General features: G+C 61.8%; 28 protein-coding genes and 1 pseudogene. 9 read left to right on the plus strand and 20 right to left on the minus strand.

The genetic code is table 11. The features are described from left to right. The first annotated feature begins 2 nt into the window (after positions 1-2). The 4 genes from ACMHLQ_RS07675 (at position 3) to ACMHLQ_RS07690 (ending at position 3,962) form a co-directional block, all read left to right on the plus strand. Complete coding sequence (locus ACMHLQ_RS07675) at positions 3-1,100, plus strand: ABC transporter permease (RefSeq protein WP_415404193.1); 1,098 nt, start codon at positions 3-5, stop codon at positions 1,098-1,100. Beyond that, positions 1,097-2,071, plus strand: a complete 975-nt coding sequence (locus ACMHLQ_RS07680; RefSeq protein ID WP_415404194.1) for an ABC transporter permease — start codon at positions 1,097-1,099, stop codon at positions 2,069-2,071. The genes ACMHLQ_RS07675 and ACMHLQ_RS07680 overlap by 4 nt, the downstream gene beginning before the upstream one ends. Before the next feature lie 221 nt (positions 2,072-2,292). Next, positions 2,293-3,210: a sulfite exporter TauE/SafE family protein gene (locus ACMHLQ_RS07685; RefSeq protein ID WP_415404195.1), complete on the plus strand. Its 918-nt coding sequence runs from the start codon at positions 2,293-2,295 to the stop codon at positions 3,208-3,210. Further along, on the plus strand, positions 3,210-3,962 hold the full coding sequence (locus ACMHLQ_RS07690) for a TIGR02186 family protein (protein WP_415404196.1): 753 nt from the start codon (positions 3,210-3,212) through the stop codon (positions 3,960-3,962). Before ACMHLQ_RS07685 ends, ACMHLQ_RS07690 begins: the two co-directional genes overlap by 1 nt. Positions 3,963-4,034: 72 nt before the next feature. On the opposite strand, the gene ACMHLQ_RS07695 is transcribed toward ACMHLQ_RS07690, so the two are convergent. The 6 genes from ACMHLQ_RS07695 to ACMHLQ_RS07720 all read right to left on the minus strand — a co-directional run bounded on the left by ACMHLQ_RS07695 (position 4,035) and on the right by ACMHLQ_RS07720 (position 10,266). After that, positions 4,035-5,567: an ATP-dependent DNA helicase gene (locus ACMHLQ_RS07695; RefSeq protein ID WP_415404197.1), complete on the minus strand. Its 1,533-nt coding sequence runs from the start codon at positions 5,565-5,567 to the stop codon at positions 4,035-4,037. 73 nt (positions 5,568-5,640) lie between these two features. Further along, entirely contained in the window at positions 5,641-6,276 is a 636-nt protein-coding gene (locus tag ACMHLQ_RS07700; protein WP_415404198.1) for an acyl-homoserine-lactone synthase, read from the minus strand. Between the two features lie 124 nt (positions 6,277-6,400). Continuing rightward, a complete protein-coding gene (locus ACMHLQ_RS07705) occupies positions 6,401-7,132 on the minus strand; it encodes a helix-turn-helix transcriptional regulator (protein ID WP_415405247.1) in 732 nt (243 codons plus the stop codon). Beyond that, positions 7,068-7,274: a hypothetical protein gene (locus ACMHLQ_RS07710; RefSeq protein WP_415404199.1), complete on the minus strand. Its 207-nt coding sequence runs from the start codon at positions 7,272-7,274 to the stop codon at positions 7,068-7,070. The genes ACMHLQ_RS07705 and ACMHLQ_RS07710 overlap by 65 nt, the downstream gene beginning before the upstream one ends. Before the next feature lie 216 nt (positions 7,275-7,490). Beyond that, on the minus strand, positions 7,491-8,771 hold the full coding sequence (gene ccrA / locus ACMHLQ_RS07715; protein WP_415404200.1) for a crotonyl-CoA carboxylase/reductase: 1,281 nt from the start codon (positions 8,769-8,771) through the stop codon (positions 7,491-7,493). 112 nt (positions 8,772-8,883) lie between these two features. Next, the gene (locus ACMHLQ_RS07720) at positions 8,884-10,266 is read right to left on the minus strand and encodes a 1-acyl-sn-glycerol-3-phosphate acyltransferase (RefSeq protein WP_415405248.1); all 1,383 of its coding nucleotides are present in this window, start codon (positions 10,264-10,266) and stop codon (positions 8,884-8,886) included. Between the two features lie 85 nt (positions 10,267-10,351). Between ACMHLQ_RS07720 and ACMHLQ_RS07725 the strand changes: the two genes are divergently transcribed. The 4 genes from ACMHLQ_RS07725 (at position 10,352) to deoD (ending at position 14,226) form a co-directional block, all read left to right on the plus strand. After that, complete coding sequence (locus ACMHLQ_RS07725; protein ID WP_415404201.1) at positions 10,352-10,747, plus strand: hypothetical protein; 396 nt, start codon at positions 10,352-10,354, stop codon at positions 10,745-10,747. An 81-nt stretch (positions 10,748-10,828) separates the two neighbouring features. Further along, on the plus strand, positions 10,829-12,799 hold the full coding sequence (locus tag ACMHLQ_RS07730) for a methylmalonyl-CoA mutase family protein (RefSeq protein WP_415404202.1): 1,971 nt from the start codon (positions 10,829-10,831) through the stop codon (positions 12,797-12,799). Between the two features lie 304 nt (positions 12,800-13,103). Beyond that, positions 13,104-13,427, plus strand: coding sequence for an H-NS family nucleoid-associated regulatory protein (locus ACMHLQ_RS07735; protein ID WP_415404203.1), 324 nt, complete (start codon positions 13,104-13,106; stop codon positions 13,425-13,427). A gap of 91 nt (positions 13,428-13,518) precedes the next feature. After that, on the plus strand, positions 13,519-14,226 hold the full coding sequence (gene deoD, locus ACMHLQ_RS07740; RefSeq protein WP_415404204.1) for a purine-nucleoside phosphorylase: 708 nt from the start codon (positions 13,519-13,521) through the stop codon (positions 14,224-14,226). Between the two features lie 143 nt (positions 14,227-14,369). On the opposite strand, the pseudogene ACMHLQ_RS07745 reads toward deoD, so the two are convergent. The 14 genes and pseudogenes from ACMHLQ_RS07745 to ACMHLQ_RS07810 form a co-directional block, all read right to left on the minus strand. Continuing rightward, positions 14,370-15,214, minus strand: a pseudogene (locus tag ACMHLQ_RS07745) (urea carboxylase-associated family protein). Next, positions 15,211-15,930 carry a hypothetical protein gene (locus ACMHLQ_RS07750; RefSeq protein WP_415404205.1) on the minus strand — a complete coding sequence of 240 codons (720 nt, stop codon included), beginning with the start codon at positions 15,928-15,930 and terminating at the stop codon, positions 15,211-15,213. The pseudogene ACMHLQ_RS07745 and the gene ACMHLQ_RS07750 overlap by 4 nt, the downstream one beginning before the upstream one ends. 137 nt (positions 15,931-16,067) lie before the next feature. After that, positions 16,068-16,847 (minus strand): succinate dehydrogenase iron-sulfur subunit, encoded by a 780-nt coding sequence (locus ACMHLQ_RS07755; RefSeq protein ID WP_415404206.1) that lies wholly within the window; start codon positions 16,845-16,847, stop codon positions 16,068-16,070. A 14-nt stretch (positions 16,848-16,861) separates the two neighbouring features. Then, the gene (locus ACMHLQ_RS07760; protein ID WP_415404207.1) at positions 16,862-17,191 is read right to left on the minus strand and encodes a hypothetical protein; all 330 of its coding nucleotides are present in this window, start codon (positions 17,189-17,191) and stop codon (positions 16,862-16,864) included. Beyond that, positions 17,188-18,018 carry a hypothetical protein gene (locus ACMHLQ_RS07765; protein ID WP_415404208.1) on the minus strand — a complete coding sequence of 277 codons (831 nt, stop codon included), beginning with the start codon at positions 18,016-18,018 and terminating at the stop codon, positions 17,188-17,190. The genes ACMHLQ_RS07760 and ACMHLQ_RS07765 overlap by 4 nt, the downstream gene beginning before the upstream one ends. A 6-nt stretch (positions 18,019-18,024) precedes the next feature. Continuing rightward, positions 18,025-19,830, minus strand: coding sequence for a succinate dehydrogenase flavoprotein subunit (gene sdhA / locus ACMHLQ_RS07770; RefSeq protein ID WP_415404209.1), 1,806 nt, complete (start codon positions 19,828-19,830; stop codon positions 18,025-18,027). 48 nt (positions 19,831-19,878) lie between these two features. Further along, positions 19,879-20,250 (minus strand): succinate dehydrogenase, hydrophobic membrane anchor protein, encoded by a 372-nt coding sequence (sdhD, locus tag ACMHLQ_RS07775; protein WP_415404210.1) that lies wholly within the window; start codon positions 20,248-20,250, stop codon positions 19,879-19,881. Between the two features lie 11 nt (positions 20,251-20,261). Continuing rightward, on the minus strand, positions 20,262-20,645 hold the full coding sequence (gene sdhC, locus ACMHLQ_RS07780) for a succinate dehydrogenase, cytochrome b556 subunit (RefSeq protein WP_415404211.1): 384 nt from the start codon (positions 20,643-20,645) through the stop codon (positions 20,262-20,264). Positions 20,646-20,850: 205 nt separating this feature from the next. Next, a complete protein-coding gene (locus ACMHLQ_RS07785) occupies positions 20,851-21,459 on the minus strand; it encodes a DUF1194 domain-containing protein (protein WP_415404212.1) in 609 nt (202 codons plus the stop codon). A gap of 53 nt (positions 21,460-21,512) precedes the next feature. Then, positions 21,513-22,220 (minus strand): DUF4344 domain-containing metallopeptidase, encoded by a 708-nt coding sequence (locus ACMHLQ_RS07790; protein ID WP_415404213.1) that lies wholly within the window; start codon positions 22,218-22,220, stop codon positions 21,513-21,515. A 67-nt stretch (positions 22,221-22,287) separates the two neighbouring features. Then, entirely contained in the window at positions 22,288-23,334 is a 1,047-nt protein-coding gene (locus tag ACMHLQ_RS07795; protein WP_415404214.1) for a MaoC family dehydratase, read from the minus strand. Beyond that, on the minus strand, positions 23,331-23,534 hold the full coding sequence (locus ACMHLQ_RS07800) for a DUF1737 domain-containing protein (protein WP_415404215.1): 204 nt from the start codon (positions 23,532-23,534) through the stop codon (positions 23,331-23,333). Before ACMHLQ_RS07800 ends, ACMHLQ_RS07795 begins: the two co-directional genes overlap by 4 nt. Before the next feature lie 4 nt (positions 23,535-23,538). Then, the gene (locus ACMHLQ_RS07805; RefSeq protein WP_415404216.1) at positions 23,539-24,093 is read right to left on the minus strand and encodes an NnrU family protein; all 555 of its coding nucleotides are present in this window, start codon (positions 24,091-24,093) and stop codon (positions 23,539-23,541) included. A 3-nt stretch (positions 24,094-24,096) separates the two neighbouring features. Then, positions 24,097-24,951, minus strand: a complete 855-nt coding sequence (locus ACMHLQ_RS07810; RefSeq protein WP_415404217.1) for an HpcH/HpaI aldolase/citrate lyase family protein — start codon at positions 24,949-24,951, stop codon at positions 24,097-24,099. 340 nt (positions 24,952-25,291) lie between these two features. Here ACMHLQ_RS07810 and ACMHLQ_RS07815 point away from each other — a divergent pair, with 340 nt between their 5' ends. Further along, entirely contained in the window at positions 25,292-25,615 is a 324-nt protein-coding gene (locus ACMHLQ_RS07815; protein ID WP_415404218.1) for a hypothetical protein, read from the plus strand. Positions 25,616-25,691: the final 76 nt, after the last annotated feature.

Here is a 25,691-nt window from a genome sequence, read left to right on the forward strand (position 1 = left end):
CGATGGATGTCATGCCCAAATGGGCCGAGGTCACCCTTGTCCCCCTCATCTCTCTCATCCTTGCGGCGATCCTGTCGGCGCTGGTGATCCTCGCCATCGGCGAGGACCCGGTAGAGGCGGTGAACCTGATGGTCACCGGCGCGCTCGGCTCGACCTATGGCTGGGGCTATACGCTCTATTACGCGACGAATTTCATGTTCACCGGCCTCGCCGTGGCGGTCGCGTTCCATGCAGGCCTGTTCAACATCGGCGGCGAAGGTCAGGCGATGCTGGGCGGCCTTGGCGTCGCGCTGGTCTGCCTGTTCATCCCCTGGCCGCACTGGTCCATCGCCATCCTCGCCGCCGTTGTGGGTTCGGCCCTGTTTGGCGCGCTTTGGGCCGCGATCCCGGCCTATTTGCAGGCCAAGCGCGGCAGTCACATCGTGATCACCACGATCATGTTCAACTTTATCGCTGCAGCCGTGCTGAACTATACGCTGGTCAACGTGCTGCGCCCGGCGGGGTCGATGGATCCGGCGACGGAGCGTTTCCCCGAGGCCGTGCACCTGCCCACGCTGCATGAATTGCTGGCCCCGTTCGGCATCGCCTTTTCCAAGGCGGCCCCGGCCAATGTGTCGCTGGTGATTGCGATGATCGCCTGTGTGCTGGTCTGGCTGCTGATCTGGCGCACGCCGCTGGGTCTGGAAATCCGGTCTTATGGCAAATCGCACCGCGCGGCGAACTATGCAGGCATTGGTGCTGTGCGCATCACCATGGTGGCCATGCTGATTTCCGGTGGCCTCGCCGGCATGATGGCCATCAACAACGTGATGGGCGAGGCCGAGCGTCTGGTGCTGAACGCGGTCGAGGGGGCCGGGTTCATTGGGATCGCCGTGGCCCTGATGGGGCGCAGCCATCCCTTTGGCGTTTTCCTCGCTGCGATCCTGTTCGGGTTTCTCTATCAGGGCGGGGCCGAGCTGGCGCTGTGGACGTCGATCCCCCGTGAATTGATCGTGGTCATTCAGGCGCTGGTAATCCTGTTCACCGGCGCACTCGACAACATGGTGCGCATGCCACTGGAGCGCATATTCCTCGCGATTCGTCGTGGAGGTGCGGCATGAATTTTCTCGCGCTCTTTGATCTGTCGGTTCTGGATTCGACTGTGCGCCTGGCAACGCCGCTGTTGCTGGCGTGCCTTGCGGGGCTGTTTTCCGAACGCGGTGGCATTTTCGACATCGGCCTTGAGGGCAAGATGCTGGCTGCAGCCTTCTTTTCGGCCGCGCTGGCGGCGATGACCGGGTCGGTCTGGCTGGGCCTGCTGGCGGGTATTGGCGCGTCGCTGGCCCTGTCGGCCGTGCATGGCCTCGCCTCGATCACCTTCCGGGGCAACCAGTTGATTTCCGGGGTCGCCATCAACTTTCTTGCGGCGGGCATGACCGTGCTGATCGCGCAGGACTGGTTCCAACAGGGCGGGCGCACCCCGTCCCTGATCGGGGGTGGACGGTTCGAACCAATCACCCTGCCCTTCGCCGAAGCGCTGAGAGGTGTGCCTGTTCTTGGTCCTGTCTATGCCGAGCTGATCTCGGGCCATTCGATCCTTGTCTACGTGGCGCTGCTGGCGGTGCCGGGCACGTGGTGGCTGCTGTTCCGCACCCGCTTTGGCCTGCGCCTGCGGGCGGTAGGTGAGAACCCGGCGGCGGTGGATACGGCGGGCGTGTCGGTTGTGGGCCTGCGCTTTGCCGCCGTGGGCATCTGCGGCATCCTGTGCGGGATTGCAGGGGCCTACCTTGCCACGGGTTTGCAGGCCGGCTTTGTCAAGGACATGACCGCGGGGCGTGGGTTCATCGCGCTGGCGGCGCTGATCTTTGCCAAGTGGCGGCCCTGGCATGCGCTTTGGGCGACGCTGCTGTTCGGTTACTTGCAGGCCATCGCGCTGCGGCCCGACATCATCGAGGGGGCCCTTGGCTTCAAGGTGCAGGTGCAACTGCTGGATGCGCTGCCCTACATCCTGACCGTGGTGATTCTGGCCGGGTTCGTGGGCAAGGCGATCCCGCCGCGTGCAGGCGGCGAACCCTATGTGAAAGAGCGATAGGCCTGCGCGGGTCACAAGGGTGGGTCGTAAGGCGTATACTGATGCGCCGCCCCGCCCTCTCCGCTCAGCGCACACAACGCCGTCTCCGCCCTCTTGCACATGTAAGGCGCACCTGTGGTGCGCCCCCGTTTAGGTCCAGATTCCTTGCAAACACCAAACCAGTTTGCTGCGCGGCGGCATGACACCTTGATTTCGCCTCGCGTCCCGTCCTAACAGGGCACATGCAAATCTACCTGCCCATCGCCGAGGTATCGGTCAACGCGTTCCTGCTTTTGGGCTTGGGCGGCATGGTGGGCATCCTGTCGGGCATGTTTGGTGTCGGTGGCGGGTTTCTCATGACGCCGCTGCTGTTTTTCATCGGCATTCCACCCGCCGTGGCCGTCGCCACCGAGGCCAACCAGATCGTTGCCTCCTCCTTTTCCGGGGTGCTCGCGCATTTCAGGCGCAAGACGGTGGACCTCAGGATGGGGGTCGTGCTGCTGATCGGCGGCCTTGTGGGGGCCGCGCTTGGCGTAGTTTTGTTCAACTATCTCAAGGCGTTGGGCCAGGTCGATCTGCTGGTCAAGCTGTGCTATGTCGTGTTCCTTGGTGTCATCGGCGGGCTGATGTTCATCGAAAGCCTGAACGCGATCCGCAAGACGGCCAAGGGCGGCGCCGTGCCCAAGCGCAAGAAACACAACTGGATTCACAAGCTGCCGTTCAAGATGCGCTTTCGTGTGTCGGGCCTCTATATCTCGGTCATCCCGCCGCTGCTGGTCGGCCTGTGCGTCGGCGTATTGGCGGCGATCATGGGTGTGGGGGGCGGCTTTATCATGGTGCCTGCCATGATCTACCTTCTGGGCATGCCCACCAAGGTTGTCGTCGGCACATCCCTGTTCCAGATCATCTTTGTCACCGCCTTCACCACGATGCTGCACGCCACCACGAACTACACTGTCGATGTGGTTCTGGCCGTCCTGCTGCTGGTGGGCGGTGTTGTGGGCGCGCAGATCGGCACCCGTATCGGGGTCAAGATGAAAGCCGAACAGCTGCGTATCCTTCTGGCCATGATGGTTCTGCTGGTCTGCGGCAAGCTGGCCTTTGACCTTCTGGTGATGCCATCCGAGTTGTACTCGGTCGGCGCAACAGGGGGGCACTGATGCGCTGGCTCCTGGCCCTTCTGTTCCTCGCCCTGCCCGTTGCAGCGGCCGAAGAGGTCGTGCTGGGGTTGAGCCAGAACGAAGTGGCGATCACCACGAATTTCAATGGCTCTGAGATCTTTGTCTTTGGGGCCGTCAAACGCGAAGCGCCCATGCCCGAAGGCGAATTGGGTGTCGTCGTCACGATCACCGGCCCGCCCACCCCTGTGACCGTCCGCAAGAAAGAGCGGCGGTTCGGCATCTGGGTCAATACCGACGAGGTCGAGATCACGGCCACCCCCAGCTATTACGCGGTTGCAACAAGTGGTGCACTGGAAGACGTGCTGAGCATCCGCGAGAACCTGCGCTACCAGGTGTCGGTGCCCAGCATGATCCAGTCGGTCACTGCGCCGGATTCTATCCTCGACGTCAGTTCTTATGTCGCGGCCCTGATCCGCATTCGCGAGAATGCAGGCGCCTATCAGACGCTGGAAGGGAAGGTTGTCGTGGATGCGGACACGCTGTTCCGCACCCGGATCCGCCTGCCCGCCGCCCTGACCGAGGGCGATTACCAGACACGCATCTTTCTCACCCGGGATGGCACTGTGGTTGCGCAATACGAAACCTCGATCGACGTGCGCAAGGTCGGGTTGGAACGCTGGCTGTTCAGCCTGAGCCGCAACCAGCCGTTTCTTTATGGGCTGATGTCGCTGGCGATTGCGATTGCCGCCGGCTGGGGCGCGTCGGCGGCGTTCTCGCTGCTGCGCAACTAGCCACGGGGTCGCGACGCGCGCGCAAGGTCGGCCCCACGCATGACCCACGATAGTGTCAGTCAAAACCTGTGATCAGATGTCCGGCTCTGATGCGTCCAGCGTCAGGGGGGCCGCCGGGGTGCTGCGCAGGTCGTCGATTGTCAGGGGCCCAGTCGGTTTCGACAGGCGGTTGCGCACCACCCAGATCAGCCGTTCCTGCGCCCGCGTGATCGCCACATAGGCCAGACGTTTCCACAAGGGTTGCCCGGCCTCTGAGCGCCCCATGCGCGCCGCCGCGTAGAGGTCGGGCGCGAACACCTGCACGGTATCCCACTGGCTGCCTTGCGCCTTGTGGATGGTTACCGCTGCCCCGTGGAGAAATGTCGCGCCCATCCGGGCAGCAAAGGGGATAAAGGGCTCTTCCTCGTCCGGTTTTTCTATCTTCACAATGGAGGCGGCCGAAACTTGCGGGTCTTCGGCCCCCATCACATGCAGGCGGGAAAAACCGGGTTTGCGCCCCTCGCCCAGATAGATCACCTGCGCGCCCTTGATCAGCCCGCGCGCCTCGAGGTCGAGACGTTTCTTGCGGTGCTTGAGGGGGAGTTCGAGCCCGTCGCAGATCAGCGGCTCTCCTTCGAGCAGGGCGGTTTCCGGGGCACCATGCACGGCGCGGAAGGCGTTGATCAGCCGGATGCGGGTCGCGTTGCGCCAGACCAGCACGGGGCTGCGCGCCATCAGATCCACCTCGACCCGCTGGCCCCAGACGACGCGGTCGTCCTTGGCCGCGGCCTCTTCCACCATCTTTTCGAAACGGTAGAAATCGACATCCGGATCGGCCAGAGCGTGCGCGAGATCAAGGATCGGGTTGTCAGCGGCCTGTCGGTGGATGCGGCCCAGGTTGATCACCCGTTTCTCGGGCAGCTTTTCGAACACCATGGTGCCGGACTGATTGACCGGCGCCAGCTGGGCCGGATCGCCAAACAGCAAGAGCGTGGGAAAGATTTCCTGGAGGTCGTTGAACTGCTTGTCATCCAGCATCGAAGATTCATCGATGAAGCCGACATCAAGCGGTTCCTCGCGCCGTTTCCAGCCCGTGATGAAGTCGGACCCGCGCAGGCCTGCCGCCGCCAATGCGCCAGGGATGGATTTGTTGGATTGGTAGAAGGTGTAGGCACGGTCGAGCGCTTGATCGGTCAGTCCCTCGACTTCGGGGCGGTCGCCATTGCCTGCCAGCCATTCGGCGATGCGTTCGTATTCCGGGTCATAGACGGGGGTATAGAGGATTCGGTGGATCGTGGTGGCCGGCACGCCGCGAAAGCGCAGCACGCTGGCGGCCTTGTTCGTAGGCGCAAGGATGGCAAGGGTGCGTTTGTCGCGTTTCTTGCGCGGCTCGTGATCGCCCGAGACGATGTCGACGCCTGCCCTTTCCAGCGCCTTGTAAAGCTCGGCCAGCAGCAACGTCTTGCCCGACCCGGCCTTGCCCGTGATGGCCATGACCGATGAGGCGGTCGATTTTGGCGGCATCAACAGCGCATCGTCGAGGTCAATCCCGGCGCTGCGCAGCATGTCGGTCACAGCGTCATATGCGCTGGCTTGATCGTCGGAAAGGGCGAGCGTCGTGGTCATGGCGCGACCCTATAGGCGGGCCGCGCCACGGGCCAGCGCGATCCGCGCTGCACCGCAAAATGTTGGCGTGCGTTCAGGCGGTGCGAGCGAAGGCGGGCGTGTTTTCACTGCCGAAGGCGCGGTCGAACCACTGGCGCGAACGTTCCAGCGGTACGCCTGCGCGATCAGCCACCTTTTCGGCGGCGCTGGGGTCGAAATGCCAAAGCCCGACGCTGATCTGATCGCGGCCCGTGCCTGCGCTGCCCAGCACTTCGGGGGAAGAACCGATCATACGGTAGATGCGCACCATGCGCGCGTCAAAGACGCCGACGAAATGTTCAACGCCAAAGTTCTGCATGATCTCGCCCCCGCCCAGCATCAGGGCCGCAGCGACATGAGCACCTGCACCGCGCGTCAGGCAGAAACGGGTGCATTCCCAGATCAGCGGGCTGGTGATCGGGCCGGACATGAGGTCGCCAAAGTGCTCGTTCACCATGGTGCGCCCGGTGGTGGGCAAGAACCGCATGGAACCGCCATGGCTGCCATCGGGTTCTTCCCAGATCACGTAGAGCGGGTTCAGATCGTCATACTGGTCACGTTCGTGCCCCTTGTCATCCACGGTCACATCCCAGCCGAGGCGGGCTTTGAACTGGTCCGCGCGGTCGCAAAACATGGTGTTGGCAAGTTTGGGATGATCGGCAAGATCGGAGGCATAAAGGTAACGCAGCATGAAAGTACTCCTTGTCAGACCTGGATTGCTTTGAAGCAGGTATGACTGAAATACTACCGATACGTGCGTTAACGTCTATTCATACACGCGTACGCTGAGGGTCGTCGTCGAGCAACGGGGGGTATCACACGACGATCAGCCCGCGACTCATGGCGCGCGCGACGGCGTGGGTGGTGTTCATCGCGCCCAGTTTGAAACGGGCGCTTTCGATGTAGACGCGCAAGGTATGCTCGGAGATCGACAGGGTATCGGCAACCTGGGCGCGGCTGTATCCCATGGCCAGCAAGGTCATCGCGTCGACCTCGCGCGGGCTGAGGGATTGGGATTGTTCCGGTGTGCGGTCGGGTTCGAACTCCAGTGCCTTTTCGTTAAAGAAGTGGGCGATCAGGATCAGGTCGCGGCGGTGCGCGTCTGTCCATTCTGCCCAGGTGTCGTCGTCGCATGAGTGGCTGACCGTAAAGAGTGCGAACTGCCCGTTCGGGCCGCGGATGGGCACCGAGAATCCCTGGTTCCCGACACCGTGTGCAATGGCTTCGGCCTGAAAGGCGCGGGCGGCCTTGCTCGACCAGTCGAGGCGTTTCCAGTCCACAGGATGGAAGCGCTGGAAACACCCCAGGATGACAGGATCGACGCGCAGATAATTCTGCTCGAGATATCGTTCCCGCCACGTGTCCGAATAGGTTCCGCAGCCGTACTGATCCCCGGCCGAGTCGACCCAGTGGTACACCACGTGATCGACATTGTAGTGACTGCAGAGCGCTTCGGAGGCCGCCTGAAGGGCAGCGAGCCCCTCAGCCTTTTCCAACTCCTCCAAAATAGGCTCCAACGGCTGCCTCGCCGTGGTGACGCTGACCATCATTCGCTTCCTTCATCGCGGCGATCTCGGCCATGGCGACGATTGCAGTGTCATCCAGCTGTTCCGCAAGGGCGGGCATGCTGTTGGCACGGGCAAACGTCTTGAGGTCCGTAAGAACGTCCAGTATCCAGTCACTTCTCATGCTCAGACTCTCTTCCAAGTGGTTAATGAAACGTTAACACAACTATAGCATGCGTTAACTCGTCGCGAAAATTCACGTATTTCTACTCCCCAGAAATAGCGAGGGCGTGGTTTCTAAGCCTTTGATGGTATTGGGGCACCCCCAGAACGCAGAAACGCCCGCGCCACCTGAGGGTGATCTCGCGGGCGTTTCGCACTCATCCAGAGCGTGTGAAGCTTAACGGCGCGCCTCCAGCGCGTCTTCCAATGTGCGCAGACCCGTCTTGGGTGCCTGCACCAGCACCGACATGTTGCCGGGCTTGTGCTCGTTGCGCAGCATCTTCATGTGCGCCGCGGGCAGATCATCCCAGCTGAACACTTCGGACATGCAGGGATCAAGGCGACGCTCGACCATCAGGTGGTTGGCGGCCGAGGCCTGTTGCAGGTGGGCAAAGTGGCTGCCTTGCAGACGTTTCTGGTGCATCCACATGTACCGGACGTCAAAGGTGCAGTTGAAACCCGTAGTGCCCGCACAGATCACGACCATGCCGCCCTTTTTGCAGACAAAGGTCGAGACGGGGAATGTGCTTTCGCCGGGGTGTTCGAACACCATGTCGACATTGTTGCCCTTGCCGGTGATGTCCCAGATGGCCTTGCCGAATTTACGCGCCTCTTTGAACCAGTCGGCATATTCGGGCGTGTTGACCGTGGGCAGTTGGCCCCAGCAGTTGAAATCCTTGCGGTTGATCACGCCCTTGGCGCCCAGGTCCATGACAAAGTCGCGCTTGCTTTCGTCCGAGATCACGCCGATGGCATTTGCCCCTGCGGTGTTGATCAACTGAATGGCGTAAGAGCCCAGACCGCCCGAGGCACCCCAGACCAGAACGTTTTGACCCGGTTTCAGATCGTGGGGTTCGTGGCCGAACAGCATGCGGTAGGCGGTGGCCAGCGTGAGCGTGTAGCACGCGCTTTCTTCCCAGGTCAGGTGCTTGGGGCGCGGCATAAGCTGCTGCGCCTGCACATTGGTGAACTGGGCAAAGGACCCGTCAGGCGTTTCATAGCCCCAGATGCGCTGGCTGGGCGAATACATCGGGTCGCCGCCATTGCAGTGTTCGTCGTCACCATCGTCCTGGTTACAGTGGATCACGACCTCGTCGCCGACTTTCCAGCGTTTCACCTTGTCGCCAACGGCCCAGACAAAGCCCGACGCATCCGAGCCCGCGATGTGGAACGGTTGGCCATGCCCGTCAAAGGGGCTGATCGGCTGACCCAGCGAGGCCCACACGCCATTGTAGTTCACACCCGCCGCCATCACGAGGACAAGCACCTCGTGGCTGTCGAGCTTGGGCACATCGACGACCTCAAGCTGCATGGCCGTGTCGGGTTCGCCGTGACGTTCGCGCCGGATCGCCCAGGCGTACATCTGTTTGGGCACGTAACCCATCGGGGGCATTTCGCCCATTTCATAGAGGTCTTTTTCAGGTGCGTCATAGGACGCGGTGCCAGTGTCGAGTGCCATGTCAGCCTCCGTGTTGGGGATATCTGTGCCGCAGCGCAGAATCACGATGTCTCAGGGCTGAATATGGGGCGCAGCGCAACAATGCAACATCAGTTGCGTTGTTTTTGTAATTTTATGACTTTGCGCGCGCAGCATCGCCGATGGCCGGATCAGAAGACATGGCGAGTGAATTGGCGTAGAATTGCGCAAGCAATCGTTCGTCCTCGACCAGGGACCATGTGTCGCCCGCCTGCTCGATCACGCCACGCGCCTGCATCAGAGTGCGCGCGCGGTTGATATAGCCGGGAAAACTGTCGCGCGACACGGCAGGTTTGCTGCCTTGCACGCGGGCAAAGACCTCGGCCGCTGCGTCCTGTAATTCAGTCTGCGTGAGCGGCTGGTCGGCGTTCAAGAGGACATGCGCAAGCAGCGGCACTGCGACGACGGGCATCACATCCTCAATCCGTTGCTTCAGTTCTGCGGCCAGATCCTCGATCGAGTCCTGCGCGTGCTGCGCCCGCAAGGACAGAGGTTCGCCAAAGGACACGCCCGCAATGCCAAAGCGGGTGTAGCGCCCCCGGATGCGCTGCCAGACATTCTTGAGGATAAAGCCCATGATCACCGAGATGCGCGCCCCGAACCGCCGGTCGCCGCGTTGGTCGGCGGCAATCAGCACCCGGTCTTCGAGCACGCGGTCGTAGTTGATTGCCACGGGGACAAAGACAACATCGCGTCCTTCGGGGTCGAACCCATCGACCACATAGGACAACAGCCCCATCTTGAGCGGCATCAGCTTGCCATTCACCGTCAGCCCACCCTCGGGAAAGATCGCCTGGGTCACGCCGCCTTGGGTGGCTAGCTGGACATAGCGCGACAGGACCTTGCGATAGAGTTGGCCGCGCGACCTGCGCCTGATGAAATAGGCCCCCATGGATTTGATCAGCCGGCTGAGCGGCCAGACCCGCGCCCATTCCCCCACCGCGTAGCTGAGGGCCGAGGCCTGGGCGGCGAGATAGGTCACGAGCACGTAGTCCATGTTGCTGCGGTGGTTCATGACAAAGATGACCGTCGCATCGGGGCTGACACTTTGCAGCCGCTCGTCGTTGCCGAGGCCCGTGCGCACATCATAAAGCGCATTGGCCAGCCAGCGCGCGGCGCGAGTGCCAAAGCTGAAATAGGCGAATGCAGAAAAGCTGGGCACGATTTCGCGGGCATATCGGCGGGCCTTTTCAAAGGCCACGTTCTCGGGCACGTCATTTTCCTGCGCGTGCTGAACGATGGCCGCTGTCACCTCGGGGTCATAGATCAGCCGCTGGATCATGTCATAGCGCCGCGCCAGCTTGAACGGCTCGATGGGCCGCGTCAGCCGTTCGTTCAGCTGTGCCACTGCCCGCTCCAACCGGCGGCGAAAGAACCAGCGGACCGAGGGAAACAGGAAGTGCGACGCGAACGTGACAGCTGCAAACAGCAGGATCAGCACGAAGAGCCAAAGGGGGATTTCCACGGATTGCATCATTGCCGCGACCCTCGCAGGCGTATGGGTCGCGGTAAAGAGGTGATGAGGCTGGCACATCCCGGCGCCATCACCGAAACTGGGCGCCATGTATGAGGGCGATTCATTTTACACTCTGACAGCTTGGGGCCAGATCGGGCTGGCTTGCGTGTCGGTCCTTTTTGCCTGCGTGGCGCTGGGTATGACACGGGTTATGACCTGGGCGAAACCGATCTATCTGAAAGTCCCCATTTGGATTGTGCTGTTCATCACCTTTGTCTGGGCTTCGCCGCAAGGGTATTACACCTATTACCGCATGATTTTCGACGGATTGCCCGCCCAATCTGTGCTGGGGCCCCTGCCCCCGCCGCAGGAATTACTGGGCTTGCTGACCTTTACGGGCAAGGCCACGCTGTCGGCCCACAGCGTGGGTTTGCTGGGCTGGGCAATGCTGGCCGTCGCCGTTTGGCCGCAGCGCAGAAAATGCCGCGATGCGGCGAATTGACAGCGCCACAAAGTTACCTGTAAACCACACCAAACGTAATTTTGTTGCTTGCCCGATTCATGCCCTGCGCCGGAGATTGCTATGACCCAAGCCCCGACCAAAGACCGCCCCTGGCTGATCCGCACCTATGCCGGACACTCTACCGCCGCTGCGTCGAACGCGCTTTACCGCGCGAACCTGGCAAAGGGTCAGACCGGCCTGTCCGTCGCCTTCGATCTGCCGACACAAACCGGATATGACAGCGATCATGTTTTGGCGCGCGGTGAGGTAGGTAAAGTCGGCGTTCCGGTCTCGCATCTTGGTGACATGCGCACGTTGTTCGCGGATATCCCGCTGGAAAAGATGAACACATCGATGACCATCAACGCAACGGCACCTTGGTTGCTTGCGCTCTATATCGCTGTGGCCGAGGAACAGGGGGCGGATGTGTCCGCCTTGCAAGGCACTGTCCAGAATGATCTGATCAAGGAATACCTGAGCCGTGGCACCTATATCTGCCCGCCCGAACCGTCCCTGAGGATGATCGCGGATGTGGCGGAATACTGTTATTCGAATGTGCCGAAATGGAACCCGATGAACGTGTGTTCCTATCACCTGCAAGAGGCGGGCGCGACGCCCGAGCAGGAGCTGGCCTTTGCCCTCGCCACCGGCACGGCTGTTCTGGATGCGCTGAAACCGCGTATTGCGCCCGAGGACTTTCCGGCTGTCGTGGGCCGCATTTCATTTTTTGTGAATGCAGGCATTCGGTTCGTGACCGAGATGTGCAAGATGCGCGCCTTTGTCGATCTGTGGGACGAAATTTGCGAAACCCGCTACGGCGTCACCGATCCGAAGTACCGCCGTTTCCGTTATGGCGTGCAGGTCAATTCGCTGGGGCTGACCGAACAACAGCCAGAAAACAACGTATATCGCATTCTCATCGAAATGCTGGCCGTGACCTTGTCGAAAAAGGCGCGCGCGCGGGCCGTCCAATTGCCCGCCTGGAACGAGGCGCTGGGTCTGCCCCGCCCCTGGGATCAGCAATGGTCGATGCGGATGCAGCAGATCATGGCCTATGAAACGGACCTTTTGGAATTCGACGATCTGTTTGATGGCAACCCCGCCGTTGACGCCAAAGTCGAAGCCCTGAAGGCTGGCGCGCGTCACGAATTGGAGCAATTGGACGCCATGGGCGGTGCGATTGCGGCGATTGATTACATGAAATCGCAATTGGTGGGGTCCAATGCCGAACGACTGGGCCGTATTGAGCGCGGCGAAACGGTTGTTGTCGGCGTGAACAAGTACCAGGCGGGTGAACCCTCGCCCCTGATGACCGGCGATGGCGGGATCATGGTCGTGGACCCTGCGGTCGAGCAGGAGCAAATCAACCGTTTGACGGAGTGGCGCGCCGCGCGTGATGCGGACGCGGTGACTGCGGCCCTGGCAGATCTGCGCGCGGCGGCAGCGGCGGGTGAGAATGTCATGCCTGCCTCGATCGCTTGCGCGCGGGTGGGTGTCACAACGGGCGAATGGGCGGCCCAGATGCGTGCCGTGCATGGTGAATATCGCGGGCCCACCGGTGTGTCGGCCTCGCAATCCAACATGACCGAAGGCCTGGACGAGTTGCGCGACGCGGTCACAGCCGTCAGCGACAAGCTGGGGCGGCGTCTGAAGTTTCTCGTTGGGAAACCGGGGCTTGATGGCCATTCCAATGGCGCCGAACAGATTGCCGTGCGCGCGCGGGACTGTGGGATGGACATCGCCTATGAAGGTATCCGCCTGACGCCAGAAGAGATCGTGCGTGCCGCGTCCGAGGACGAAGCGCATGTGGTGGGTCTGTCAATCCTGTCGGGCAGCCACATCCCCCTTGTCGAGGACCTGATGCGCCGCATGCAGGCCGAAGGCTTGGGCCATGTGCCCGTCATCGTGGGCGGCATTATCCCCGACGACGATGCAGACCGCCTGCGGGGCATGGGTGTGGCGCGTGTCTACACACCCAAAGATTTCGAATTGAACACCATCATGGCGGATATCGTGACACTGGCCGATCCAAAGGCTGTGGCGGCAGAATAGCCTTTCGACCGGGTTTCCGATTGCCCCTTATCGGCTTTTAGGATCGGCAATTGCGGCTGCGTCGGCCAATTTGGTGCGTGGCTGGTTTGACCGGGCAATGTGGTTGAGCAATAGCCCAAAGGGCATTGTGGCATTACAGCCGCACCTTCAATTTGCGCGATAATCCTTTTCGACCACCGGGCGAAGAAATCTCGCATGACGAGCAAGGAAGCGCCGTTGACACAAAAGGCAACAGCCGGGCCATTGATTTCTCAGACATATTCGCAAATACGTCCGCATGGAACTTTAGAATTGGGAGGCCGTCATGGCATTCAAACTCAACAAAATGAGCCGCGCGGAATTGGAAGATCTGCGCGCCGAGGTGGACAAAGCCATCATCGATTTGCGTAAAACAGAGAAGAAAGAGGCCCTGGCAGCGGCTCAGAAAGCCGCAGCAGAATTCGGGTATTCGCTGGAAGAGTTGACGTCGAAAAAGGGCGCACGTGGTGCGTCCAAAGGCACAAGCGCCGATCCCAAATACATGAACCCGGAAAACCCGAGCCAGACCTGGACAGGCAAAGGGCGTCAGCCCAATTGGTTCAAGGACGCATTGGCAAACGGCAAAAAAGCCGACGATTTGCTGATCTGATTTCGGGCGATACGGGGGCGCTCACACCCCCTCGTATCGCCTGCGCCTTTTGCGCTATCGTGATCCGACTCACATCTGAACGGAGCGTTTCATGACAGTTCATATTGGCGCAAAGCCCGGGCAAATTGCAGATACCGTGCTGATGCCCGGCGACCCTTATCGAGCGAAATGGGCCGCCCAGACGTTTCTGGAGGGCGCTGAGTTGGTCAATGAGGTGCGCGGCATGCTGGGCTTTACCGGCATGTGGCGCGGCCACCGCGTGACCATTCAGGGATCGGGCATGGGGATGCCGTCGCTGTCGATTTATGCAAACGAATTGATGACGGAATATGGCGCGCAAACGCTGATCCGGATCGGATCCTGCGGTGGAATGCAGCCCCATGTCGGCATCCGCGATGTGATTATCGCAATGACGGCAAGCACCATTACCTCCCCCTCTTCCGGCATTTTCCGCGAGCTGAACTACGCGCCTTGCGCCGATTACGGGTTGCTGTCTGCTGCTGTCACAGCGGCGCAGAACAAGGGCACGAAAACGCATGTTGGGGGGATCTATTCCTCGGACGTGTTTTATGCAGAACGTGCCGATCTGGACGAACAGATGGTGCGCCATGGCATTCTGGGTGTCGAGATGGAGGCCGCCGAGTTGTACACGCTGGCCGCCCGGCATGGGCGCCGCGCACTGGCGGTTTTGACCGTATCGGATCACTTGCAAACGGGAGAAGCACTACCCTCGGAGGACCGCGAAAAGACCTTTGGCGACATGGTCGAGATCGCGCTGGAAGCGGCGTTTTCTGGCTGACGTCTGTGGGTTGCTGCCCTGTGCGGCCTATTGCGAAAGTGCGGCAGAGTTCCGTTACCCTTTTGCACCTTGATAAACGGTCGTTCTTGTCGGGCGTGCGGGCGCCTCCGGCGGGCATATTTGCGGGAACAATGAAATCCTGATCAGCGTCCGTGGCTGCGGTCGTAGCCGTTGGGGGGTGGGCTGGTCCATCCGTCGAGCGCACCCGGGGGCGGGGCGAATACTTCGATCTTGAGCGGGTGGCACGGTGCCGTGTCCGAGGAATGTTCCGAACTGCAGTCCCCCCGGGGCAGGCGCTGAGCGCGCCGAGCAGGTCGATTTCTGCAAAAAAATCGATGTGATCACCGGGCCGGACCGGCGATGCCTTCATGAAGTATTGGCCGGTGTCGCGGGTGAACCCGGTGCACATGAAGACGTTGAGCACGTCATGCACATGCGGTTCCGCTTCGGCCAAGGACAGGCCGTTGTGATCGGCCAAAGCACGAGTGAGGTTCGAGTGGCAGCAGTGGTGGTAGTGCCCGCCTTGCAGCAGGTTGCCGGTATAGGGATCGCAACGCGTGCCGATCACGTCGTGGACCGAGCCGCCGTATTCGTCGATCCCGTACCAGACCAGCGTGTCGTGGATCACGGTGGCTATGGGGCGCAGGTTGGGAAAACTGCTCCACATCCGCTCGCCCGTGGTGATGTGGGTGCCGTGCAGGGCGCGGGTCTTGCCCGAGTAGAACCGTTCGGTGAGGTCATTTGCATTCCAGAGGTTGAGGTCGCCCACCTGCGGCCCCTCGACCGAAGAGATGCGAAAGACGTGGCCAGCGGGGACCTCAAAGGTGGCGGCCTCACGCGGAGGGGCCAGCACCTCGGACTGTTTGATCATGTGGTTGCGCAGGGCGATGTAGCGCGCCATGTCCGGTTGCGGCAGCGTGTCGGGCGGATAGCAGATCACCGGCTGAACGGCGCGGCGCGCATCCGCATCTGGGGGTGCCTGGGTCATGACTGGCCTTCCTTTTCATGGCGGCGACGCCATTGGCGGGCATAAAGCGACTCTTCGCTGTGTTTGCGGGTGTGGGCGGTTTCGCGTGCCACCGCTTCTTCTGCGGTTTCGGCCCGGATGGACGCGGCGCGCAACTGGGCCGCGCGTTCAAAGGGCACCACCTGCACCATCGGTGTGCCTGCGGGCAGGCGGATCACCTTGCGCTGGGTGGTCCACAGAAAAGGGACGTTCACCGGCACATCAAGCGCGTCGCAATCCACCGTGCCGTTGAAGGCGCTGAAAGGCAGTTCGAAATGGTTGATGGGGTGGAAAAAACTGGCGGACCAGCCCGCCGGCAACACAACACGCCATGGGTTGATAAACTTGAGCGGTTGCGCGCCCTCGAACGGGGGGAACTGCGCGCCGATCTGGTCGGGGTGATGCGTGGCCATGGGCACCAGCGGCGCGTCGGGGGACCAGGCAAAGCGGATGCCGCCGGTAGCCGGGTCCAGCTCGGTCCAGAGGTCGACGGGCGTCGGGATGATCCAGCCCTGCGCCATCACATCCGCCACCGGCAGGCAGGCGCGCACCGTCAGACCGGGCAGCCCGTGGGCATCTTTCATGCCCATCTCGCGATCCAGATCGCGGAACCATTCCGGCAGGAATCTGGCCGCAGGGGCCGGTTCGGGGATTTTGCCGATCAGATCGGGCGGACAGAGAAACTCGATATCGGCCATGGACAGTCCTTGGGATCACGTGCGCCCACTCTGCGCGGGGCCGACTGTGGTGACAAGAGAGGCATGCACCGCGCGACAGGCATACATAAAAAAGCCCCGCCAAAGCGGGGCCTTTTGATCTGACGTCATGGTCGTGTTCAGACGGTGCGGTCGACCATCATCTTCTTGATGTTCGCGATCGCCTCGGCGGGGTTCAAACCCTTTGGGCACGTCTTGGCGCAGTTCATGATCGTATGACAGCGATAAAGCTTGAACGGGTCCTCAAGATCATCGAGCCGTTCGCCAGTTGCCTCATCCCGGCTGTCGATGATCCAGCGATAGGCGTGCAACAACGCGGCTGGCCCGAGGTAGCGGTCGCCATTCCACCAGTAACTGGGGCAGGAGGTCGAGCAGGACGCGCACATCACGCATTCATAGAGCCCATCAAGCTTCTTGCGGTCTTCGATGGACTGGCGCCATTCCTTGGCCGGGCGGTTTGTCTTGGTTTCCAGCCATGGCATGATGGAGGCGTGCTGGGCGTAGAAATGGGTGAGGTCGGGGATCAGGTCCTTGACGACGGGCATGTGTGGCAGGGGGTAGATTTTCACGTCGCCCTTCACCTCGTCCATGCCGTAGATGCAGGCCAGCGTGTTGATCCCGTCGATGTTCATGGCACACGATCCACAAATCCCTTCGCGGCAAGAGCGGCGGAAGGTGAGCGTCGGGTCGATCTCGTTCTTGATCTTGATCAGCGCGTCCAGGATCATCGGGCCGCAGGTGTCCATATCGACAAAGTAGGTGTCGACCTGGGGGTTTTTGCCGTCATCGGGGTTCCAGCGATAGATCTGGAACTTGCGCACGTTCTTGGCACCCTCGGGCTTGGGCCAGGTCTTGCCCGTCTGGATGCGGGAATTCTTGGGAAGCGTCAGTTGGACCATTTAAGGTTCTCCTTTCACAGCGAGAGGGCGGCGGTGCCGGCCCTCACAACGCACTGTTGTGTTTCGGGGCGCTCGAGCACGGTGCGCACCAGTGTTGCGGTTGTGTCTGAAACGCCGATCACGGCGTCCTTGGCGAATTCGCCGATTTCTCGGGCCGTTGCATTGTCGATGATGCAGTCGGTGAAGGGGGTGATCGCCTCTTTCGGCACTGAGGGGAAGCGGGTGGCGATGGTTTCGGTCACAGCCGCTTTGGCGCCGCGCCGGGCGACGTCATCCACGGCCTCGGTGGCCTGATCGCAGGCGGTCAGCGCAACGAGGGCGGCAAAGGCAAGAACGCGCATCATGGGAGGGTCACCTGTGCTTGGGCGGTGGTCAACAGACCGGTGAGCCGGTCGGCATCCATCGGAAAGGTTTTCGTGAGCCGAGTCATGAACCGATCATCCCGCGCGGCGGTCCACAGCAGCATCTGGTATTCGTGATCTTCGGCCATTTGGGCGGCGCGTTGCGAGGTCGCCAGATCGTCTGTTTGCGCATCCTGCCCCTGAAAGGACGACCCGCCCCCATAGCGCTGTACCCGCCCAAGGCTGAGGTCATCGCCCGGCAGGTCCAGCCGCGCGAGGGCCGCCTTGCGATAGGTTTCGTCGTCTTTCCAGTCGTCATAGCACAGCGGCACCATGTCGGCCCGGTCGAGCACATCGAGCATGTCGCCATAGGTGCACAACGACTTGCTCATGATCCGCGCACGGTCCAGCGGGCCATAACCTTCATTGCCCTGGATCTTGCGCAGCAGCGAAGCGGACCAATGCAGGAAATTGCGGTAGATGATCACGCAGGTTTCGGGCGCACTATAGAGCCGTTTGCGGTTTTCCGGGGGTGTGCGGTCTTCGAACGACACGACGGCAAAGGGGGCCGGCCCCGCCGCCCGTAACTTGCGGGGCACACCGCGCAATTCTACCTCGGCCCCGTTTTCAAACACGGTGATGCCGCGCGAGGACTGCACAGGATCCGTTTGAGGGCGGCAATCGTTCAGAAATATCCCGTTGCCGCCGGATGCATTGCGCATGATCCAGTCGATCAGCGCGTGATTGCCCGACCGGCGCATCCCATAGACGCGCAGCACCCGCCCGGGGGCGAATGCTGGAGCCTCTTGGGTGCGCAGGGCCTGGGCCATACGGGCTTAGTAGACCCGCGCCTTGGGCGCGATTTTCTTGAGGTCGATGCCGCCATCATTGTGGCTGGTGAGCGGTTGCAGGTGCACGCCGCGGAACCCGAGGCTCGCCTGATTGCCTTTGAACCAGACCAGCGAGTGCTTGCGCCAGTTCTCGTCGTCGCGGTCGGGATAATCCTCGTGCGCGTGGGCGCCCCGGCTTTCCTTGCGCGCAGCGGCGGCCGTGATCGTGGCCACGGCGTTGGGCATGAGGTTGGTCAGCTCGAGCGTTTCCATCAGGTCGGAATTCCAGACCAGCGAAGTATCGGTGACTTGCAGGTCGCTTTGTTTTTCTGCGACCGACTTCATCTTTTCCTCGCCCTCGGCCAGCGTCTTGTCGGTACGGAAAACCGCGGCGTCCTGCTGCATCGTCTTCTGCATCTCGAGACGCAGTTCCGCCGTTGGAACGTGGCCCTTGGCATAGCGCAATCCGTCAAAGCGGCTGAACGCAGCCTCGACCGAGCGTTGGTTGGGCGTGGGCACGGGCGCGTCGGCATCCACGACTTCCTTGGCCCGGATGGCGGCGGCACGGCCAAACACCACAAGGTCGATGAGAGAGTTCGAGCCGAGGCGGTTGGCCCCGTGCACGGATGCACAGCCCGCCTCGCCCACGGCCATCAGGCCGGGTGAGACGTTGTCGGGGTTGTCGGCGGTCGGTGCCAGCACTTCGCCCCAATAGTTCGTGGGGATACCGCCCATGTTATAGTGCACGGTGGGCAGGACGGGGATCGGTTCCTTGGTCAGGTCGACGCCTGCGAAGATGCGCGCGCTTTCCGAGATGCCGGGCAGGCGCAGGTCCAGCGTTTCCTTGGGCAGGTGGTTGAGGTGCAGGTGGATGTGATCCCCCTGCTCGCCCACACCGCGCCCTTCGCGGATTTCCATGGTCATGCAGCGCGAAACCACGTCGCGGCTGGCCAGATCCTTGTAAGTCGGCGCATAGCGTTCCATGAACCGCTCGCCTTCGGAATTGGTGAGGTAGCCGCCCTCGCCCCGCGCGCCTTCGGTGATGAGGCAGCCAGCACCGTAGATACCGGTGGGGTGGAATTGCACGAATTCCATGTCCTGCAAGGGCAGACCGGCCCGCGCCGTCATGCCGCCACCGTCGCCGGTGCATGTGTGGGCGGATGTGGCGGAGAAATAGGCCCGGCCATAGCCGCCAGTTGCCAGCACCACCATCTTGGCGGAAAACAGGTGCATTGTGCCGTCATCGAGTTTCCAGCAGAGCACGCCCTGGCACACGCCGTCATCGGACATGATCAGGTCGATGGCGAAATATTCGATGTAGAATTCCGCGTTGTTCTTGAGCGACTGGCCGTAGAGCGTGTGCAGGATCGCGTGGCCGGTCCGGTCGGCGGCGGCACAGGTGCGTTGCACCGGGGGGCCTTCACCAAATTCGGTGGTGTGGCCGCCAAAGGGGCGTTGGTAGATCTTGCCCTCTTCGGTGCGCGAAAACGGCACGCCGTAATGTTCGAGTTCGTAGACCGCCTTGGGCGCTTCGCGGGCGAGGTATTCCATCGCGTCCGTGTCGCCCAGCCAGTCCGAGCCCTTGACCGTGTCATACATGTGCCACTGCCAGTTGTCGGGCCCCATGTTGGAGAGGCTGGCCGCGATGCCACCCTGCGCCGCAACAGTGTGCGAGCGGGTCGGGAACACCTTGGTCACGCACGCGGTGCGCAGGCCCTGTTCGGCCATGCCCAGCGTTGCGCGCAGTCCGGCACCACCGGCCCCGACGACCACGACGTCATATTCATGCGTCTCGTAATCATATGCAGCCATCTTGGCCTCCTATATCAAAGCGGCGTGTTTCAAGCGCGCTTTCGTCATTCAAAGCGCCAGGCGCGCGATGGCAAAAATGCCCGTCGCGGCGGCGGCGTAGCTGAGGCAGATCATCGCGAGGATGAGCACCTTTTGCATGGTTCCGTGCACGTAGTCCTCGATCAGCACCTGAACACCGTCCTTGAAGTGCATGAACGTCACGCCAATGGCCAGCGCCGCCACGATGGCCGGGAACGGGCGGGCGAAATAGGCGGTGACCTCGGCATGGGGTTCACCCAGCATGGGGCCAAAGGTGAAGACAAACAGCGGGATCAGGATCAACAGCGCAAAGCTGCTGACTTTCATGGCCCAGAAATGGGCTGTCCCGGTCTTGGCAGAGCCGAGGCCCATGGCGCGCTTGCGGTCGGTAAGATAACGCATCGGTCGCCTCCTTAAATCACGATCAGGGTCAGGACGGTCAGGACGACAGAGCCGATCAGCACGGCCCAGCCCATCTTTTCCGCCGTTTCGAGGTCCAGGCCGATGCCATTGTCCCAGATCAGGTGCCGGACGCCCGCAAGCGTGTGATACCACAGCCCAAGCAGCGACAGCGACATGATGAGGTCACCGAAAAAGCTGGTCAGCACCCCGTCGGCCACCGCGAAATACTCAGGCGATGTGGACGCGGCCAGCAGCCACCAAACCACCAACAGGGCCGACAGCAGCAGCGCATTGCCCGTGATCCGCGTCAGGATCGACGTCATCGACGTCAGCTGCGGGCGGTAGATCGACAGATGTGGCGATAGCGGGCGATTGCCCCGATTGACGTCGGCCATTCAAGCGTCCTTTTTGTTCCCTAGATACTTGATAGCGAATTCTGACCGTGAGTCACGCGTTGCACGTTCACATTTGACGCGGTTTTTTGGCGCATCCGGGTATTTTCTCCATTTTGTGATCACGCGGTAAATGGGCGTGATCACAGCTGTGCATCATTCCGCCTGCCTTGTGACCTGTTTGGTGGTTTCACGCTGCAATTTTCGTTTAATTTGTTCGGGATAGTCTTCGAGATCCATTCGCTGTGACCACGAACGCCCCCGGCCCCGTAATCAGGTTTTCAAAGAAGTAACCAGTCAGGTCGGTCTGATCGGTTTCGATGGCAAGCGCGTTGACGGTGATATCAGCCTCGTTCATCGCGGCCCGCTGGCTCGATGGTTCCACCCCTTCGTTCGACACGCCATCACCCGACACGTCCACGACGCGGCGCGTGCAATGGGCCATGTCGGCCAGCGCCGCGCGCGACACCGCGAGCGCCTCGCCAATGGCAGTCGAGTAGTTGCGCCAGATGCGTTCATCCCCCTCGATCCGGTCAGCGAGCGCCAGCACGTCGTCATAGCTGCGGATATCTGTCCAGGGCACGGTCTGGCGTTGCCGCGAGGCGCCAGTCCACTGGATCAGGGCGACTTGCGCGCGCTGGTCGACCAGTGCGTCGGCCACGATCCCGTCGCGCAGCGCAGCCGCCAGCCCGTCCATCTGAACCCGGTATTCGTGCGTGTCGACCGACCCGGACACATCCACCGCCAGCAACAGGGCAAGGTCGCAGGCGCGGGCAGGGCCCGACAGGAACAAGGAAAGGGCGATGTTGCGGATCATGAGGTGAGCCTAGCGCGGGATTTGCGCGGGCGCACCTCACTTCGGCATGTGAGCTAGTTCAACATGTCAAAGAGAGCGCGCAGGTGATCCTCAAATTCGACGCACATGATGATTTCGACGGTGCCGGGATCATAGAACGCGTTGGCTTCGCCACAGCTTTCGACCCGCACGGTGACCGGTTCGGGCAGGTTGAAGTCACCGTTGAGCGCATCCACTTCGCCCCCGATCACAGCCGCGGTCAACCCGTCAAACCCGCCCGCATCAAAGCGCAGCGTCGCCCCCTGCCCGGCAATCTCGTCCAGGGCCGGGCCCCAACTGTCCTGCGCCAGTGCGAATTCCTCGGGGCAGGTCAAGGCGCGATCCTCGGGCAAGCCCAGATCGATGGCGAAGTCTTCGCGCGCGTCGGGGTTGGCGCCGTAAAACAGGCACACCGTGTTGTAGAACCGCTGTTCATCTGGCCCGTGCACATCCCAATAGGCGATATCATCGGCAAAATTGGCCTCGCCCAGAAAACCAAAGGCAGTGTCATAAGCGAGGGCCTGTGCGGCCTCTTCCTCATAGAATGCGTCGATCATCAGGATCGAGGCGACATCGGCCGCGTCTTCTTCTTGCCCGAACACAGGCAGACCCAGCACATCGATCAGCGCGTGGCCGAATTCGTGGTAGAAAATACCCAGCAGGTTCGCCTCGACAAAAGCCTCGCGCTGTTCATCGGCGAGGGCCGCGCCGGTCATCAGCCATAAACACAGCAGGTATCGCATCGTACTTCCCTCTCAGGGACGGTGGGTGGGGCGTCGTCCGCATGGACGCGCGTCACCCGTCCTCCTGTCACATGGGCATCAAAGCCCAGTAATCGAGGTCCAACAAGACATCGGGCAGGTATTTGCCATCCTCGCCGCGCAAGGCGAACGGTGCGCCGCCCTTGGTCGCCACCAGCCGCAGCCGGATCGCGCCGACACCTGGGGCCGCTGTTTCGGCCTTGTCCAACACCTCGGACCATGCCCGGATCGTGTCGCCTGACAAGCAGGGATTGGCATGTGCGCCAGCATTCAGCCCTACCACCATCTGCGCATTGGCAAGCCCGTTGAAGGACAGCGCCCGCGCCATCGAGATCACGTGCCCGCCATAGATCAGCCGCGTGCCGTCAGGCCGGGCAGACGTGTCGAAATGCACCTTGGCCGTGTTCTGCCAAAGCCGGGTGGCCATCATGTGCTCGGCCTCTTCCACCGTCACGCCGTCCACATGGTCGATCTGTTCGCCGATCTCGTAATCGCCCCAGCGATGCGGCTCGCCCGCCAGATCGAAATCATAGTTCTCAAAGGTCAATCCTGTGGGCACGGCCAGCCGGTCGGCCGGCACAACCTTGTCCAGATCCGGTACAACCGCCTCGGGCGCCGGTGCATCCACATCCCCTTTGCGCACCATCACCCAGCGCACGTATTCCAGCACCGCATCACCATGCTGGTTGCGACCCGTCGTGCGGACCCAGACCACGCCGGATTTGCCGTTCGAGTTCTGCTTGACCCCGATCACCTCTGACGTCGATGTCAGCGTGTCGCCGGGCCAGACCGGCGCCAGCCAGCGCCCCTCGGCATAGCCAAGGTTCGCCACGGCGTTCAGCGACACGTCGGGGACGGTTTTGCCAAAGACGGTGTGAAACGCGATCATGTCGTCCAGCGGTGACGCCGCCAATCCGCAGGCCTGTGCAAAACTGTCCGAAGAATAGAGCGCATGGCGCGCCGGATAGAGCGCTGTGTAAAGCGCCCGCTCGCCCCCTGACAGGGTGCGCGGCACGGCATGGGTCAGCACGTCGCCGACGCTGTAATCCTCAAAAAAGCGGCCTGTATTGGTCTTGGCGTTGGTCGTCACAGTCACTGCGCCCCCAGTTTGATGTCGGAATGGTAATCGCCGGGCACGTCCTTGGTCACCGCCTGCCCGCAGCGCATGACGCCTGCGGCGTGGTCCCATGTCTGGGTGGGGCTGCCGTGCAACTCCCACCCCTTGTTCAACGCTTCGGTCACCTTGTGGCAAAAGGCAGACGTGTCCTCTTCGGACAGAAAACGGTAGAGTTTCATGTGATTACACCGGGAAGGGCCAGACACCCAGCCAGTTGTGGACCCAGCCGATCACACCCAGCAGGATCACCGAACCGACAAGAAACATCGCGTCCTTTGCAATGGTGCCGCCGGTGTTCGGGATCCAGCCTGGGTCTGCCGCATTGATGATGCGCGGCGTCAGGATGGCCCAGATCAGCAATCCGCCGAACAGGATGAGCGAGGCGAGGTCGCCGTTTACCAGCAAGTGGGCAACAGCCCAGATGCCAAAGCCCGTCAGCATCGGGTGGCGCATCCCCTGCAACAGCTTGCCCCGTTTGGGGGCCGGGCTGAGCATGTAGATCGCGATCAGCATCAGCAGGTTGTTGAGGTGGATCAGAAAACCGGGCGGGTTCCAGACCGGGACAAAGTCAGTGCCGCGATAGCCGATCACCATCAGCACAATCGACACGCCGATGGCGGCCGCAACCGCGCCCTTGCCCGCATCCCCCAGCGTTGCACGCCGCGCCGGTGCAATCCGTTTGAAAAGGTGCGCGCCCCACCACAGGGCAACCCCCGCAAGCAATATGATCCAGTACATCCTCTATCCCTCGATCATGGCCGCGATCGCCTCGGCCTTGGCCAGGGTTTCGCGCGCGGTCACGATGTGCAGATTCTCGACGATACGTCCATCGACGACGGCCACGCCCTGCCCCGACGCTTCGACCTCTTCAAAGGCCGCGATCTGGCGGCGGGCAAGGTCGATGTCATCCTCTGACGGGGAAAAGGCCGCGTTGGTGATGGCAACCTGCGCGGGGTGGATCAGCGTCTTGCCGTCAAAGCCCATGTCGCGCCCTTGCGCGCATTCGACCTCGAGCCCTTCATCGTCCTTGAACGCATTATAGACGCCGTCGATGATTGCGCATCCGTGCGCCTTGGCCGCCAGCACGCAAAGGCCGAGACCGGTTTGCAGCGGCAGGCGGTCGGGACGGAAGCGCGTTTGCAACTCTTTCGCCAGATCGTTGGTGCCCATGACCATGCCGGTGAGGTTGGGGTGCGCCGCGATGGCGGCCGCATTCAGCATGCCCAGCGGCGTTTCCATCATCGCCCACAGCGGTATGTCGCCTGTGATCGCGGCAAGTGCGTCGAGGTCACCGGGTGTGGACACCTTGGGCAGCAGGATCGCGTCCGCGCCCATGTCCTTGGCCGCCTTGGCATCCTCGGCGCCCCACGCGGTGTCGAGCCCGTTGATACGGATCACTTTCATCCGCGCCCCGTATCCGCCGGTGGCCAGCGCCTCGGCCAGCGTGGCGCGCGCGGTCTCTTTCTCGTCCACCGACACCGCGTCTTCGAGGTCAAAGATGATGGCATCCACCGGCAGACCCCGCGCCTTGTCCAGTGCGCGCGGCTTGGAACCGGGAATGTAAAGAACGGAACGCAGCGGGCGGGCAACGGCCATGAGTGACTCCTCCAAGACATAAAGTTGCGCGGAAAGGGGCATTTTTTGCCAGATAGTTCAAGCGCATTTTCGCCGCAGCGCAGAAAAAACCACGCATGCCACGGCTACAATTCAAATTGAGCAGATCACCGTACGGCGCGTTAACCATTATTTCAGTCCCCCGGCGCAGGCTGTGTGCATTCCGAACCTTCCGGGAGGGCCGTTTCAGCTGGGCCGCTGAACAGTTTGCGGAAAGAAGGGGCGGAGCAAGACATGAACCGGGGCTGCCCGGTCATCGCCGGAATTCCGGCAGGGCCAGATGACCAGAGGTGACGCCTTCCTTTGTGAAAGGCTGAACGTGATGACACGGAATTGGATCTTGAAGACGATGGGCGCTCTGGTCGCGGCCAGTGCAGTGATGACAACAGCCGCCAGTGCGCAACAGACCCGCAATTGCGGGCCGCGCGAGTTGGTGGTGAGCCGGTTGGCCGAAGGATATGGCGAGACGCGCCAATCCATGGGGCTGGGCGCGAACAACGCGGTGATCGAGGTGTTTGCCTCTGACGAGTCGGGCACATGGACGATCACGGTCACAACGCCCAACGGGATGACGTGCCTTGTTGCAAGCGGTCAGGCGTTCGAGGAACTGGCCGAGGCGCTGCCCGCCAAGGGCAACGACGCCTGAGACTAAGCACCAAGTGAGAACAGTAAGGCGCACCCTGGGTGCGCCTTTTGTCGTTTCAGCGACGCGCAGGAGAGCA

This window comes from Tateyamaria algicola, from assembly GCF_047715485.1.
Lineage (GTDB): Bacteria > Pseudomonadota > Alphaproteobacteria > Rhodobacterales > Rhodobacteraceae > Tateyamaria.